General features: G+C 64.0%; 15 protein-coding genes. 4 read left to right on the top strand and 11 right to left on the bottom strand.

Translation table 11 applies throughout. The annotated features are described in order from the left end of the window. Position 1 precedes the first annotated feature (1 nt). A complete protein-coding gene (locus KLP42_RS15015) occupies positions 2 to 538 on the bottom strand; it encodes a sigma-70 family RNA polymerase sigma factor (protein ID WP_215567557.1) in 537 nt (178 codons plus the stop codon). Between the two features lie 184 nt (positions 539 to 722). On the opposite strand from KLP42_RS15015, the gene KLP42_RS15010 reads away from it, so the two are divergent. From KLP42_RS15010 to KLP42_RS14995, 4 genes are all read left to right on the top strand, one after another. After that, the gene (locus tag KLP42_RS15010) at positions 723 to 1,010 is read left to right on the top strand and encodes a BufA1 family periplasmic bufferin-type metallophore (protein WP_215567556.1); all 288 of its coding nucleotides are present in this window, start codon (positions 723 to 725) and stop codon (positions 1,008 to 1,010) included. Between the two features lie 63 nt (positions 1,011 to 1,073). After that, the gene (gene bufB, locus KLP42_RS15005) at positions 1,074 to 1,955 is read left to right on the top strand and encodes an MNIO family bufferin maturase (protein ID WP_215567555.1); all 882 of its coding nucleotides are present in this window, start codon (positions 1,074 to 1,076) and stop codon (positions 1,953 to 1,955) included. After that, positions 1,952 to 2,734, top strand: a complete 783-nt coding sequence (locus KLP42_RS15000) for an HvfC/BufC family peptide modification chaperone (RefSeq protein ID WP_215567554.1) — start codon at positions 1,952 to 1,954, stop codon at positions 2,732 to 2,734. The genes bufB and KLP42_RS15000 overlap by 4 nt, the downstream gene beginning before the upstream one ends. Next, the gene (locus KLP42_RS14995) at positions 2,731 to 3,228 is read left to right on the top strand and encodes a DoxX family protein (protein WP_215567553.1); all 498 of its coding nucleotides are present in this window, start codon (positions 2,731 to 2,733) and stop codon (positions 3,226 to 3,228) included. Before KLP42_RS15000 ends, KLP42_RS14995 begins: the two co-directional genes overlap by 4 nt. 118 nt (positions 3,229 to 3,346) lie before the next feature. On the opposite strand, the gene KLP42_RS14990 is transcribed toward KLP42_RS14995, so the two are convergent. The 10 genes from KLP42_RS14990 to KLP42_RS14945 all read right to left on the bottom strand — a co-directional run bounded on the left by KLP42_RS14990 (position 3,347) and on the right by KLP42_RS14945 (position 13,828). Then, positions 3,347 to 4,873 carry an amidohydrolase family protein gene (locus KLP42_RS14990; protein WP_215567552.1) on the bottom strand — a complete coding sequence of 509 codons (1,527 nt, stop codon included), beginning with the start codon at positions 4,871 to 4,873 and terminating at the stop codon, positions 3,347 to 3,349. Next, positions 4,866 to 5,921, bottom strand: coding sequence for a questin oxidase family protein (locus tag KLP42_RS14985; RefSeq protein WP_252193015.1), 1,056 nt, complete (start codon positions 5,919 to 5,921; stop codon positions 4,866 to 4,868). Before KLP42_RS14985 ends, KLP42_RS14990 begins: the two co-directional genes overlap by 8 nt. After that, positions 5,918 to 6,400, bottom strand: coding sequence for a nucleoside deaminase (locus KLP42_RS14980; RefSeq protein ID WP_252193014.1), 483 nt, complete (start codon positions 6,398 to 6,400; stop codon positions 5,918 to 5,920). Before KLP42_RS14980 ends, KLP42_RS14985 begins: the two co-directional genes overlap by 4 nt. A gap of 129 nt (positions 6,401 to 6,529) precedes the next feature. Continuing rightward, on the bottom strand, positions 6,530 to 7,369 hold the full coding sequence (locus KLP42_RS14975; protein ID WP_215567824.1) for a creatininase family protein: 840 nt from the start codon (positions 7,367 to 7,369) through the stop codon (positions 6,530 to 6,532). After that, positions 7,366 to 8,853 carry an FAD/NAD(P)-binding protein gene (locus KLP42_RS14970; protein WP_215567551.1) on the bottom strand — a complete coding sequence of 496 codons (1,488 nt, stop codon included), beginning with the start codon at positions 8,851 to 8,853 and terminating at the stop codon, positions 7,366 to 7,368. Before KLP42_RS14970 ends, KLP42_RS14975 begins: the two co-directional genes overlap by 4 nt. Then, positions 8,846 to 9,649: an ABC transporter permease gene (locus KLP42_RS14965; RefSeq protein WP_215567550.1), complete on the bottom strand. Its 804-nt coding sequence runs from the start codon at positions 9,647 to 9,649 to the stop codon at positions 8,846 to 8,848. Before KLP42_RS14965 ends, KLP42_RS14970 begins: the two co-directional genes overlap by 8 nt. After that, positions 9,646 to 10,524 (bottom strand): ABC transporter permease, encoded by an 879-nt coding sequence (locus KLP42_RS14960; protein ID WP_215567549.1) that lies wholly within the window; start codon positions 10,522 to 10,524, stop codon positions 9,646 to 9,648. Before KLP42_RS14960 ends, KLP42_RS14965 begins: the two co-directional genes overlap by 4 nt. Next, entirely contained in the window at positions 10,521 to 11,609 is a 1,089-nt protein-coding gene (locus KLP42_RS14955; protein WP_353844882.1) for an ABC transporter ATP-binding protein, read from the bottom strand. Before KLP42_RS14955 ends, KLP42_RS14960 begins: the two co-directional genes overlap by 4 nt. 21 nt (positions 11,610 to 11,630) lie before the next feature. Then, a complete protein-coding gene (locus tag KLP42_RS14950) occupies positions 11,631 to 12,710 on the bottom strand; it encodes an ABC transporter substrate-binding protein (RefSeq protein WP_215567547.1) in 1,080 nt (359 codons plus the stop codon). An 83-nt stretch (positions 12,711 to 12,793) separates the two neighbouring features. Then, positions 12,794 to 13,828: a LysR family transcriptional regulator gene (locus KLP42_RS14945; protein ID WP_252193012.1), complete on the bottom strand. Its 1,035-nt coding sequence runs from the start codon at positions 13,826 to 13,828 to the stop codon at positions 12,794 to 12,796. Positions 13,829 to 13,831 lie beyond the last annotated feature (3 nt).

Here is a 13,831-nt window from a genome sequence, read left to right as displayed (position 1 = left end):
GTCAGCTCCGTCCAAATTTCTTCGCGATTGCGCGCAGTCCCCGATGCAGCGTCACCCGCACCGCCGTTTCCGTCATGTTGTATTTCGCGGCCGTCTCTCCGATCGAATGGCCCTCGATGGAGATTGCCGCAACCACCGACCGCTGGCCCGGCGTCAGCGCGTCGATCACCCGGCGCATGTCGCGTTCGCTCACCCTCTCCGTTTCCTGCTGGGCAACGGTGTCGATGATATCGTCGATTTCGATTTCCACGCGGCGCCCGCGCTTGCGAAAGGCGTCGATCAGCTTGAAGCGCGCAATCGCGAAAACCCACGGCAGAACAGGCGCATCACTCCTCCAGGTATGCCGCTTGGTATGGATCGCCAGAAGCGTTTCCTGCACGATATCCTCCGGATCGAGGCTACCGTCGATGATCCTGCGTCGGGCAAAGCCCCGCACGAGAGCCCCGGTTCGCCTCAGAAACGCGGCATAGGCCTTCTCGTCTCCGGCGATCGCGGCCTGCAGCAACATGGCGAGCTCTTCTTCGTCCTGGCCGCTCAACGCATGTCTCCTGTTCGTGCAGACCGGCCAGATTGTTACGCGCCGGCCGGGATCTTGTCCAATCACCCACGAAAGCCGCTCACGAACTCGTGTTTGCCGCCGGCCGTAACAGGAGGAATGCCGGAACGAAGACGTAGATACGCAGCCGACAACCGGCCTGCGGACGTCAAAGAGGAGATCATCCATGAACCGTTCCACGCTTACGCTCGCGCTTGCCGGCTCGCTCGCCAGTGCCATCGCATCCACCGCCTTCGCGGCACCCCTCGCCCCGGAAAAGATGGCCGGCAACGAGAAATGCTATGGCATTGCCCTGAAGGGTCAGAATGATTGCGCAGCCGGCCCCGGCACCACCTGCGCAGGCACCTCGACCATGGATTACCAGGGCAATGCCTGGAAGGCCGTGCCGGCCGGCACCTGCACCTCGATGAACGTCAACGGCCACAAGGGCATGCTGGCACCCGTGAAGAGCTGAACCTCGATCGGAGGCCCGGCCTGCCGGGTCTCCGTCTCATCCACGACCCTCGGGGAAACGCCAATGTCCATGTCGAAAGATCGCACCGCAGCCCTGCCGCAACGCGCCGGCCTTGGCCTGAAGCCGGAACATTACGCGACCATTCTCGCCGACCGGCCGGATGTCGGCTTCTTCGAAGTGCATGCCGAAAACTACATGGGTGCCGGCGGGCCGCCGCATCGCTATCTCGAGGCGGTCGCGGATCTCTATCCCCTGTCGCTGCATGGCGTCGGTCTGTCGATCGGCGCCGCGCGACCGCTCGACAGGGAGCACCTCAAACGGCTTCGCATGCTGGTGGACCGCTACCGGCCGCAGAGCTTTTCCGAGCATCTGGCCTGGTCGACCCACGATAGCGGTTTCCTCAACGACCTTCTGCCCCTGCCCTATACGGCGGAAACCCTGGCGCGGGTCATCGACCATGTCGATGAGACCCAGCAATGGCTTGGCCGGCGGATGCTGCTCGAAAATCCCTCGACCTATCTGCTGTTTTCCGAAAGCACCATCGACGAGATCGACTTCCTCGCGGCCGTCGCCAGCCGAACCGGCTGCGGGCTGCTGCTCGATGTCAACAATGTCATGGTTTCGGCCGTCAACCACCGTCTCGATCCGGTTGCCTATATCGACCGCTTTCCGATCGAACGGGTGGGGGAAATCCATCTGGCCGGCTATGACGAGACGTTCGATGGCGCCGGCGACCGGCTGCTGATCGATGCCCATGGCAGCGCCGTGAGACCCGATGTCGTGGAACTTTTCCGGCATACCCTCTCACTGAGCGGCCCCCTGCCGACCCTGATCGAGTGGGACAATGACGTGCCGGATTTTGCCACGCTTCACGCCGAGGCGGTTCGCGCGGATGCCATGCTGTCCGCTGCGGCCCCGCGCCGCAGTGTCACGCGGGCCGCATGACCATGACCTTCCAGGACAGCCAGAACGCCTTTGCGGCCGCCCTTCTCCATCCGGACCTGCCGCTGCCGCACGGCATCACGACTGCGCGCGGCACAGCCGATCCCCTGCGCTTCGCCGTCTATCGCAACAATGTCCATTTCAGCCTGACGACGGCGCTTGCGCAGCGTTTCCCCGTCACGCAGCGGCTGGTCGGGCCTGACTTCTTCACCGGCATGGCGCGCGCCTATGCGGCCGACCACAAGCCGGCCTCGCCGCTGATCATGCATTACGGCGACGATTTCCCCGCCTTCATCGCGGCATTTCCGCCGGCAGCCTCCGTCGCCTATCTGGCCGACGTGGCGCGGATCGAGGTTGCCTGGAGCCAGGCCTATCATGCGGCAGACGGCCCGCCGCTCGAAGTCGCGCAGCTTGCCGCCATTGCGCCCGAACGCATCGCCGATCTGGCGGTGACACCACACCCTTCGACCCGGCTGGTGCGTTCGGATTTCCCGGCGGGCTCCATCTGGAGCGTCCATCAGGGCGAGACGGTGGTGCCGGTCGGCGAATGGCGGGCGGAAGCGGTTCTCATCGTCAGGCCGCAAATGCAGGTGGAGATCCGGATCCTGCCGGAAGGCGATGCTGAATTCCTCGCCTGCTTGCTTCGTGGCGCCGCCCTCGGCGAGGCCGCAGAGGCTGCGTTTGCCGTGGCTGCAGATTTCGATTTCGGGTCGGCGCTGATCGGCCTGACCACACTTGGCGCCTTCAGCGCCTTCGAACCTCTGGAAGGGGAAGTTTCATGACCACCGACATCGCCTCCTCCCGCAGGCGCGGCGCAGCACTCGTGCAGCTTCATGACCGCGCCGAAGGCCTGCTTGCCGCCATTCCGCCATCGCTGCCGCTGCTGGCCCTGCGTATCGCCCTCGCGATCCCGTTCTTCAATTCGGGGCTTACCAAATGGGATGGGTTCCTGACGCTCTCGAACGGCGCCAGATATCTGTTCGAAGAGGAATTCAGGCTGCACCTGTTCGGCGGCGAATTTCCCTATCCCCTGCCGCTGACCATGGCGGCGGCAGCGGGGATCGCCGAACTCGTGCTTCCCGTTCTGCTGGTGCTCGGCCTGTTCACGCGCTATGCGGCCCTTGGCCTGCTGGCGATGACGGCCGTCATCCAGCTGACCATTCCGGATGGCTGGGCCAATTTCCATCTTCCCTGGGCGGCCATGGCATTGGCCCTCGTCGTGTACGGCAGCGGCCGGATCGCGCTGGATCCTCTCGTCCCGCGGCACCGGATCTGATTGAGATCGGCAGGCGACGGGACGGAGCCGGTTCGGAGGCCGAAGACGCCGGAACGCTTCATCGGGCGAGGTTTCCACCGCCCGGAGCGCCACCTCTGCCTTAGATAGACTTTTGCCTTCAGAGCGGATTGTCCCGATGCATCTGCTCCAGATATGGCATCAGCCGGTCGATCATCGCCCTTGCCTCCCGCTCCGCAGCGCTTTCAGGCCCGGCCAGCCGTTCGGCAATCTCCTGCATCACGCCATCGCGATCAATGGAGATGACGCGTCCATCGTCCACCAGCCTGTGCCCCTCCACGAAGACCTGGTGAATGGCGTCCTTCATCGCGCGATGCAGGATCGCCTCGCTGAGCGGCGTGTCGGGATGCAGCCAGGGCCGCGCCAGCCTGTCCTTCTTCAGCAGTACGATGTCGGCGCGCAGCCCTGGCTCCAGACGCCCCACCATGCCGTCATATCCGGCGCTGCGGGCGCCATGTTCTGTTGCCATCTGCAGCACGGCTGCCGCGTCCGGCCTGTCATTGAACAGGTCGGTGCCCCGATGCAGCGCCCAGACGAGCTTCATCTCGATCAGCATGTCGCGATCATCGGCCAGATTGGATTGGTCGATCCCCAGCGCAACGGGAATGCCGCGCTTGCGCATGGCGTTGACAGGCGCGACGCCGCTGCCGAGCCTGAGCCCCGAGCTGGCATTGTGGCAAAGGGTGCAGCCGCAATCGGCTATCAGGTCGAGATCGCTGTCTGAGGCCCAGTTGCCATGCCCGATCGTCAGTTCCGGACCGAGGCAACCGAGCGCCGCCAGATGCTCGACGGCCGAACGGCCGTAATGGGCACGGGCAAACGCCGCCTGCCGTTTCGTCTCCAGGAGATGCATGTGTACATTCGCACCGGAGGATCGCGCCGTCTCGAAGATCATCTGCAGGCTGTCATCGCTGCACCAGTGAAGGTTGGCCGGCGCCAGATGGTGCCGGACCCGCAACGGGTTGCGGTCCTGCCATTTGTCACGGCTCGCCTTGAAGAAGGCCATGTAATCGGCGGTGGGAACATCCGCCGCAGACAGCCTCGGCTGCAGCCATTGCTGCAGGTCTTCCGGCAAGCGGGCAAGAACGGCGCTGTCCGGTTCATAGGCGAGGATGTTGCGGTCACGCATCATGAAGGAATAGCCGACGCGCATGCCGATATCCCGGTAGGCGCCGAGCACGGCATCGGTGGCGCTGTCCCAGTCGTCCGGCGAGCCGGTGAGCCCGCTTGCAATGTGATGCACGGTGGTGGTGCCGCTTTCCAGCATTTCGATGGCCGAATAGAGCGTGTCGAGCCGCGGCCCGACCGAGCGCATCGCCCGGAACTGCGGCAGCCACAGTTCCAGCGGCACGAAGGGCACCCCCATCATCAGCGGCGTGAGACCGAAATGATGATGACTGTTGACCAGCCCCGGCATGGCGATCATCCCCGGCGAACCGTAGCGCGGCAGATGATCGTTGCCATAGCCGACCGCTTCCATCGGGCCGATCTGCGCGATCATGCCGTTCTGCACGCGGATCGCAACGTCATGACGCATCTGCATCCGGCCGTCTGCGGCAAGTCCGGTGAGTACCGTGCCCGCCTGGATGATGCAGTTGGCGCCGGCCGTGTTCACATCCTCATTCATTGCGGTAATCTCCGATGAGGCCGAGGCGCCTGGCTGCAGCGACACGATAGAGCGGATCGCCGTAAACCTTCATCTCCTCGAAGGCCGAGAAGGCGAAGCTGATGTCATGCTCGTCGAAACTGGCTGCGGCAGCGGCATGGATATCGTCCCAACCGGGCACATCGAGCTTGCGCCACCGGTCGACCATGCGCTCGTCCGGAAGGACCGGAAATCCCATCTCCGGTATCAGGGCGGCAATCGCCTGCCAGAAGACGCGCAGCATCACGTCGAGCGTCGGCCGCTCGCAGAAAGGCGCCACAAGACGGATCCAGTGCAGGCCGGTGACGACGTGCAGGGCCGCAAAATGCTGCGTGGCGGCAAAGGCGCGAATGGCAACGCCGGCCATCCGTTCCATCGCATCCGGCCCGATATCGAGCCAGTCCACCACGGGCCGGAATTCCTCCGTTGCCGTGGCGTCGCGGATGTTCTGCCAGAGGAGTTCGTGGAGAACAAGGTTATGCAGCGCCTCGATACCGGCCACCCGCCGCAGCACATCCGCCGGATCATCGGTGAGCGGAGCCGCACCTGTTGCCGGCGGCAGGGCCAGATAGGTGGCAGCCCAGTAGGCAAGGGCGACGGTAATGTCGGTATCATTCGCCCGCAACACGCCATAGGCGGTGCGCATCAGGGCGTGAAAGGCACTCGCCGCGATGCCCGGCGCAAGAATGGGCAGGAAGTGCCGCAAGGCACCGTCAATGCCGCGTTTCGCCACCTGACGGCTGAAGAAGAGGCGAAGATCCGGCTCACGGTCACGGTGCCCGATGGCGGATTGCCAGTCATCATCACCCAGCATCTGCGTCGGCACGGCAAAGGGGCGCAGGTTCTTGTAGGCGCGGTAATGGTCGAAGAAGCGGCGCATCTGTTGCGGGCTGCCGCCGATCCGGGCCAGCGCCGTCAGCACCATGGGGGCATGATTGGCAAAGGTCCGGTCGAATTCCGATCCCCAGCCGGGCATTTCAGCCAGCAGGGCCTCAGCCTCCAGCGGAAGGGGCGAGGAGAATGCACTCATGACGGCTGCTCCCAGGCTCCCCGGTGAATCGCGGCGGCCTCTTCATCGAGGCAAGGCCCTTCGACATGGATCGCCTTCTGTCCGGCGGCGAAAACTTCGCGACAGGGCATGTCCATCGTCGGGTTGTCGGGATGATCGCCGGTCAACTGCCGCAACCGCTTTTCCGAGAGGCCGTAGACCACACGGCCAATGCCCGTCCAGTAGATGGCGCCGGCGCACATGGCGCAGGGTTCTGCGGAACTGTAGAGGGTGCAGGAGGCAAGATAGCTCTCCGGATAGGCTTTCGAAGCCTCGGTGGCCACCAGCCGCTCGGCATGCGCCGTCGCATCCCGCTCGGGATAATAACCGTTTTCCCGTTCGATCAGAATCTCGCCCTCCGGCCCCGCCAGCAGGGCGCCGAACGGCATGTTTCCATGCCGCCGCGCCGCCTCGGCCAGTTCGAAACTGCGCCGCAACAGGTGCATCTCCCAGTCATTCATGTCGCTGTGCTCCCTTCCTTCACTGTGACACTGCACGCCATGACCTTGCTGACTCCGGCGCCGGCGGGGCGATGGACATCCGCCACCAGTTCGGTGCCGTCCGCCGTGGCGGTGCGGATCGTGGCTGGCTCAGAAACCGGCAGCATCATCGGATGCGGCGCGGCTGAACCGCGTGACTGGCGCAAGATGCGCGAGGTCAAATGCCCCGGTCGCCTCGATCAGCCGCACAAGATCGTCTGCGGCACGCTCCAGCACCCGCTCGCCCTTTTCGGCACTTGCGGCAGCGGCATTGCCGCAGACGCCGGCTTCGTGCAGATCCTGCGCCTGCCAGCCGAAGCCGACGGCGCCCTCTGCCGTCAGGGGACTGCCACTTCGCTCGATGGCAACCGTCAGCGGCACGAAGTCTTCGGCTTTGTCCATATCCACCAGATGCGGGGCGATGGCGAGCATCATGCTGGTTTCGATATCGCCTCCATGAATCCCGTGCGCAATCTCGCTGCCTGAAAAGAGATCGTCCACCGCCGTCAGGCGAAACCAGGAGCAGGAGATCGCCAGCATGCCGAAGCGAATGCGAATGTCGCGGCAGACGATATCCATCAGGGCCATCTGTCCGCCATGCGAGTTGAAGAAAACAAGGCGGCGAATGCCCGCGCGGTGCAGACTTGCGGCCATATCCAGCCAGACCCGGCGCAGCGTCGCGCCATCAATGGCCAGCGTACCCGGAAACGCCAGATGCTCGTCGGATTTGCCCACCGTCAACGCGGGCAGCACGAGAACATCATGCTCCGGCTGAAGACGGCCGACGCAGCGCTCGACAATGGCGCGGTTGATGAAGGCATCGACCCCGAGCGGCAGGTGTGGGCCATGTTGCTCCACGGCGGCGATAGGCAGAACCGCCACCGTCCTCGTCAGATCCCGCACCGCAAGTGCAGCAGTCGGGTGATCGGCCCAGTAGAAGGATCGCATCAGGAAGCCCTCGCGGCAGATGCCGTCGAACCTGTCGGCATGGTGGCAAAGCGCGTCTCGAAATCCTCCGGAACCGGCAGATCGTTGGAGGCATAGGCTTCGAGGCGGGCCACCAGCCCGCTTTCCTGATCGAGCAGCAGGCGGCGCTCGACGCCGCGAACCAGGCGCGGAAGCGCGTGCCGGTGACCGCTGATCGAGGTGGAATGCGGCCCCTGGCTGACGGCACTCAGGCTGTTGAAGGCAAAGATGCGCGAGAGCCATTCATCGGCCGGATCCTTCGGCTCGAAGGCGAAATGCCGGTCGAGATAGGGCAGCCGCCCCAGACGTTCGTCCTCCTCGCCGGCGGGCGGCTGGAAGCAATCGGCCCAGGTCCTGACGCGTCCGGCGATGCTGCGAAGTTCCGGCCTGAGTGACGGATCGACATGAAGGCCGGTTGCCAGGAGCAGATGGTCGAAGATCAGCTCACCCTGTGGCGTTTCCACCTGCACGACGCCGTTGCGCTCGCCGACCGCCAGCCACGGGGTGGCAGGCCGCAAGCGGAAACCGGGCATGGAGAGTGCCGTTTCGAAACTGCGCAGCGGCGGCGGCTGGTCCGATTTGCGGAAGAAGCGGGCGATCTGCCAGCGCGTCAGGTCCGAGAGTTCGGCAAAATGCGTCATCAGCGCCGGCGTCTCCAGCGCCCGATGCGGGTTTGTCCGCGGCAGCCTTTCGCGGCGGAAGCACAGATCGACAGAGGCGGCACCCGCCTTCAGCGCCTGAATGGCATTGTCGAAGGCAGAAGCCCCATGGCCGAGCACACCGACGCGCCGGCCCTTCAGGCGGTCGAAATTCACCGGCCCGTTGGTATGGTCATAGCGATGCGGCGGAAGCGCTTCGGCGATAAAGGATGGCACCTGCCACGCGCCAGCCCCATCGAAGCCGGTGGCCAGCACCACCGCTCGCGCCAGCCGACGCTCGGTTCGGCCTCGGCATTCAAGCGTCAGGGCCAGAAGCTGGCCTTCCGGGGCGATGTCGATGATCTTCGTTTCGTTTTCGATCCGGATGCCGAAGATGGAGGCATACCAGTCAAGATAGGCCTTCCAGTCGGTACGAGGAACGCGCGGCAGGGCCTGCCAGGCGGTCTCGCCGTGGCGGGCTTCGAACCAGCGGCGGACGGAGAGGTTTGCAACGTTGAATTCATTGCCGACGAGCGTCTTCGGTGTTCGCAGTTCCTCCATGCGGGCAAAGGTGGTCCAGGGCCCCTCGTCGCCGGCGGGGGCAGCATCGAACAGGCCGACGGAAAACCCGTCCCAGATCAGTTGGGCTGCAATCGTGATGCCGGACTGACCGCCGCCGACGATCGCAACATCATCGACCGGCACGCCGGGCGCTACAGACACGGGATCGAGCCATGGCGCGGCCGGGAAACCCAGCAGCGCAAGGTCGGCGCGGGCGGCTTCTGCCAGCCTGGTCAGGGCAAGATCGGCACGAGGATGAGGGTCAGACATGGGCAGTCTCCTTGCGCGGTGCCGGTGCGTGCACGCGGCGCCGACGGCGAAAATACTCGCCGATGAAAACGATGAGGCCGGTCAGAAACAGCACGACGACCTGCATGGCATTGAGATCGGGCTTCAGTTCGCGGCGGAACTGCGAAGCGACGATGAGCGACAGGGGCTGCGTGCGTCCGGCGAGGAACATGGAAATGGTCAGGTCCGCGAGAGATAGGATGACGCCGATGGAATAGGCGGCCCCGACGGCGCCCCTGATCTGCGGAAAGGTCACGCGGCGGAAGGTCTGCCAGGGTGTCGCGCCGAGGTCGCGGGCAGCCTCCTCCAGCCGGGGATCAAGCCGCACCAGCACGGCCGCGATGATGGTGGTCGTGAACGGGATGGCAACCAGCGTCTGGGCGGCAATCAGGGCGGTGGCCCCACGGCCCAGCCCCGCCCAGTTGAGAAGCATGGCCTGTGCGATGGAAAGCACCGTCTTCGGCACGAGAAAGGGCAGCACCAGCAGGGCGATGAAGACCGAGCGTCCGCGCAGACCGGGCGATGCCAGGGCAAGAGCCGCCAGCAATCCGATCAGTGCGGAGAGGATGCCCACCGGTTGCGACACCAGGAAGCTTGTCACGAAACCGTTCAGAAAGGCGGTATTGCCGGACAGTTCGCGGTACCAGTCAAGCGTGAAGCCATCCAGGGGGAAGGTCATCAGCGCCGAACGGTTGAAGGAGAACAGCGACAGAACCGCGATCGGCAGATAGAAGAAGGCCACGGCAAGCGTCAGCGTAATGGCAGCGGCGCGCTTCATCGCATGCCTCCGCGAAACACGGCACGCGCACCCTTCAGCCGCAGGACAAGCCAGGACATGACGGTGGCGCAGGCGAGCAGCACCAGAAGGAGACTGAGCGACAGAGCCGAGGCGAGTGGCCAGTCGAAGGCCGTGCCGAACAGATTGTCGATCATGCTCATCGGCGTGACACCCGAGGGACCGCCCAGCAGGCTCGGGGTCAACATGTCGCCGGCAGCCAGCGCGAAGACGGCAAACAGGCCAACCGAAAGGCCGGGCGTCGTCAGAGGCAGCGTCACTCTCAGGAAGGCGTGCAAGGGACGCGCCCCCAGATCGCGCGCCGCTTCGATCAGCCGCCGGTCCACCAGTTCGATCGACAGCCAGATCGGCAGAACCATGAAGGGCAGCGTGTTATAGAGAAGCACGAGGTGGGTCGTGAATGGCGTGAACAGCAGGAACTTGAGCGGTGCATGGATGACGCCCAGCCACATCAGCAGCGTATTCACCAATCCTTCCGAACCCAGAACGATCCGCCAGGCATAGATGCGCACGATTTCGCCGGTATAGAGCGGCGTCAGCAGAATGACGCTGGCGATCCCCTTCCATGCGGGTGCGAGCGAGGCGATGGCCAGGGCGACGGGATAACCGGCAAAGGCCGCCAGAACCGCCGTTCCAAGCCCGAACATCACGGCCTTGCCGATCAGAAAGGCGAAGACCGGCTTGGTCAGCATTTGCGCCCAGGCCTGCGGGGAAAAGGCCGGCACCATGACAAAGGCATCCATATCAACGGTGAAGACGCTGAAGACCAGCAGCAGGATGAGCGGCAGAAGGCATCCGAGAAACAGCAGGAAAGCGACGGGAATGGCGAGATGCGCGCGGCTGAGAGGCAGTTTCATTCGCCCGGCCTCGTGATGAAGGCGCGCGCGGGATCGAGGCCGATCGCCACGCTTTCACCGATCCGGGGCGGCATCAGGGCAGAAAGGCGCAGCAGAATGCCTGCGCATTCCGCCTCGATCATGTAGCTGCTGCCCTGGTAGACGACGTGACGGACAATCCCCGGCCATTCGGCGGGGAAATGGCGATCCGGCCCCTCGCGACGAAGCGCAAGATGTTCAGGACGCAGCACCAGCAACGCAGGATCGCCGGGGCTGAGGCCCTCGACGACCGGTGCCTGAATGATCCCGAGAGCGGTCTCCATTGAGGCCATGCCCTGGCCGGCGCTGCCGGACATCACGGTTCCGGCGACAAGCGTGGCCGATCCGATGAAATCCGCGACAAATCCGTTGGCCGGTCGCGCATAGAGCGTGGCTGGATCCGCCCGCTGGACGATCCTGCCACGATTCATCACCACGACGACATCCGACAGGGCAAAGGCCTCTTCCTGGTCGTGGGTCACATAGACGAAGGCGATACCCAGGCGCCTCTGCAGATCCTTGAGTTCGATCTGGAGGTGGCTGCGCATCTTGCGATCGAGCGCCGAGAGTGGTTCGTCGAGCAGCAGAAGATGCGGCTCGGCGACCATGGCGCGGGCAACGGCGACGCGCTGCTGCTGTCCGCCGGACAGCTGGTGCGGATACCGGTTGCCAAATTCGGACATGTGTACCGTCTCCAGTGCCCGCATCACCCGTGGCGCAGGATCGGGCGATCTTCGCCGAAGCGTGAGCGAGAAGGCGACATTCTCGAACACCGTCAGATGCGGGAACAGGGCATAGTTCTGGAACACCGTGTTGACCGGGCGCCGTTCCGGCGGCACGTCGATGAGCGAGCGGCCGTCGAGCACCAGCGAACCGCCATCCGGCTTCTCGAAGCCGGCGATCATCCTGAGGATCGTCGTCTTGCCACAGCCGGACGGTCCCAGAAACGTCGTGAAGGCACGTTCGGGAATGTCGAGATCCACGCCGTCAACGGCCCGGCTCGATCCATAGGCCTTGACTAGCCCCCGCGCCATCAGAAGCGGCGGCGGGGACATCGTTTCGGTCACAGGCAAGGCACCATGCATGGCTCAGCTTGCCTTGACTTCGTTCCAGATCTTCAGCCAGTCCGAGTAATTGTCCGGCGCCACCGGCCACATGAAGCTCTTCATCACATCCATATCGTCGATGAAGATGGTCGCCTGCTCTTCCTTGCTCAACTGATCGCGGATGACGGAGGAGGTCGTAGCATAGTGGCCGATCTTGGCAACGAGGCTAGAATAGGTGGGGCCGAGCAGGTAGTCGATGAACTTGTAGGCAACAGCGGCCTTGTCGTCCGGAAGGCTGGCGGGCATGGCGAAGCAGTCGCACCATCCCATCACGCCGGCCTTGGGCTTGGCCATGCCCATGGCCATCTTGCCCTGAAGCTCGTCATAGGGAACGCGCCAGGAGAAGGCGCAGGTGACTTCACCGGTGGCAAACAGGTTGGTGAGATCGCCGATCGTCTGCCAGTAGGCGCGCAAAAGCGGCTTCTGGGTGATCAGCAGCTTCTTTGCCTCTGCCAGTTCCTTGGCGTCCATGGTGAACACCTTGTCACGCGGCACACCCACCACCAGGCCGGCAATCGCGATGGATTCCAGCGCATAGTCGCGCATCGCCAGCTGGCCGGCATATTTCTTGTCGAAGAGCGTCGTGTAGTCGGGCTCCTTGTCCAGCTTGTCGGTGCGGTAGACGATCGGGTTGAGACCCCAGAGATAGGGAATGGCGAAGGTATCGCCGGCATCGTTTTGCACCTTTTTCGTGGTCCTGAACACGTCGTACATCTTCGCGACGTTGGGGATCTGCGAAAGGTCGAGCTTTTTCAGAAGGCCGGCCTTGATATAGCGCCAGCTTCCGTTGAGCGACGGATTGATCATGTCCCAGTCGGCGGCAGATCCCGTCTTCAGGGCTGCGAACTGCGCATCCTCGCTGGACAGATAGGATAGCTTGATGGTCGTGCCGGTGTCCTTCTGGAAGGGGACAACATATTCCGGGTGGCCGTTGGAGTCCCAGGTCGCCCACACCATCTCCGGGACGGCGGCCGAAGCGGTTCCCGCCCGCCCCAGCAGGCCCGCGGCAGCACCGCCAGCCATCGTCGCCAATGCATTGCGTCGTGTCATCGTGAAGGCCATCGCACTGTTCCCTGTTATGCTTGTTGCAGTGCACAGAGTGTGCGGAATTCCGGGCGCGATGCCTATAACGCAGACACAATAGTCTATATTGCCTTTCCGGATGTCATCGCCTCGGAGGCCGTGCGCGATGCGCTGTGCCAGATCTGCTGCGACGACGGCGGCAGGGGCGGCAACACGATCTCCTCCAGCACGCGCATGCGCATGGCAACCGCTTTGATCATGCCGCGCAACCAGATCTGTGCCGGCGAATGGTGCTTCCGGTCGTGCCAGAGCATGTAGAAATGCATGCGCCCCAACTCTTCCGGCGCATCGAGAACGGCAAAGGGAAATGTCTGCGCCACCTGTTCCGCAAAATGCCGCCCGGTGGTGAACACGAGATCCGATTGTGCCAGCACGTAAGGGGCGATGGCATATTCCGGAACCGTCGCCTTGATCCTGCGCTTCTTGCCGAGTTCGATCAGCCGGCCGTCGATCGGGCTCAGATGCGCATGGCGGTCGGAAGTCGGCGACAGATGGCCTTCCTCCAGATATTCCGAAAGCATCACGCGGTCGCGACGGTTCGCAAACCGGTGGTTCGGCCGGACGAGACAGACGATGTCCGTCGTCAGGATCGGCGAGAGCCGCAGATGTTGCGGCGGACGCGGCCAGTTTCCGATCACCGCATCGATGGTGCCGTCGGCAAGGCCCGCAAGCAGGTCATCCTGTTCCGGCATCGGCGAAAGATCGAGGCTGATCTGGGGCGCCACTTCGGCGATCGCGCCGACGAGCGGCGGCAGAAGGACGGTGCCCAGACAATTGGTGGCGACGATGCGGAACTTCGTTTGCGCCGTCTTCGGATCGAACCTTGCCCGCTCTCCTAGGCTGCTGTCGATACTGGTCAGGATGCCCTCCAGCGCATCCCGCAAGGCCAGCCCGCGATCGGTCGGCACCAGCGCGCTGCCGGAACGTACCAGAAGCGGATCGTTGAACATGTCCCGCAATCGCTTGAGCGTCAGGCTGACAGTCGGCTGCGCCTGACCCAGCAGATCGGCCGTGCGCGATACGCTGCATTCGGTAAGCAGAAGGAGAAGTGTCCGCATCAGACGGACATCAAGGCTGCCGATATCATGCGCAGTCATGTC

The organism is Rhizobium sp. CSW-27, assembly GCF_018760785.1.
Classification (GTDB): domain Bacteria; phylum Pseudomonadota; class Alphaproteobacteria; order Rhizobiales; family Rhizobiaceae; genus Neorhizobium.
Note: the sequence above shows the minus strand (reverse complement) of the source record. Positions and strands in the feature narration are given on the sequence as shown.

Bases quoted from the DNA above. Each gene is read 5' to 3' on its own strand.
- KLP42_RS15010 (WP_215567556.1), top strand. From the start codon at position 723: ATGAACCGTTCCACGCTTACGCTCGCGCTTGCCGGCTCGCTCGCCAGT.
- bufB (WP_215567555.1), top strand. From the start codon at position 1,074: ATGTCCATGTCGAAAGATCGCACCGCAGCCCTGCCGCAACGCGCCGGC.
- KLP42_RS15000 (WP_215567554.1), top strand. From the start codon at position 1,952: ATGACCATGACCTTCCAGGACAGCCAGAACGCCTTTGCGGCCGCCCTT.
- KLP42_RS14995 (WP_215567553.1), top strand. From the start codon at position 2,731: ATGACCACCGACATCGCCTCCTCCCGCAGGCGCGGCGCAGCACTCGTG.
- KLP42_RS14990 (WP_215567552.1), bottom strand. From the start codon at position 4,873: ATGAATGAGGATGTGAACACGGCCGGCGCCAACTGCATCATCCAGGCG.
- KLP42_RS14985 (WP_252193015.1), bottom strand. From the start codon at position 5,921: ATGAGTGCATTCTCCTCGCCCCTTCCGCTGGAGGCTGAGGCCCTGCTG.
- KLP42_RS14980 (WP_252193014.1), bottom strand. From the start codon at position 6,400: ATGAATGACTGGGAGATGCACCTGTTGCGGCGCAGTTTCGAACTGGCC.
- KLP42_RS14970 (WP_215567551.1), bottom strand. From the start codon at position 8,853: ATGTCTGACCCTCATCCTCGTGCCGATCTTGCCCTGACCAGGCTGGCA.
- KLP42_RS14965 (WP_215567550.1), bottom strand. From the start codon at position 9,649: ATGAAGCGCGCCGCTGCCATTACGCTGACGCTTGCCGTGGCCTTCTTC.
- KLP42_RS14960 (WP_215567549.1), bottom strand. From the start codon at position 10,524: ATGAAACTGCCTCTCAGCCGCGCGCATCTCGCCATTCCCGTCGCTTTC.
- KLP42_RS14950 (WP_215567547.1), bottom strand. From the start codon at position 12,710: ATGGCCTTCACGATGACACGACGCAATGCATTGGCGACGATGGCTGGC.
- KLP42_RS14945 (WP_252193012.1), bottom strand. From the start codon at position 13,828: ATGACTGCGCATGATATCGGCAGCCTTGATGTCCGTCTGATGCGGACA.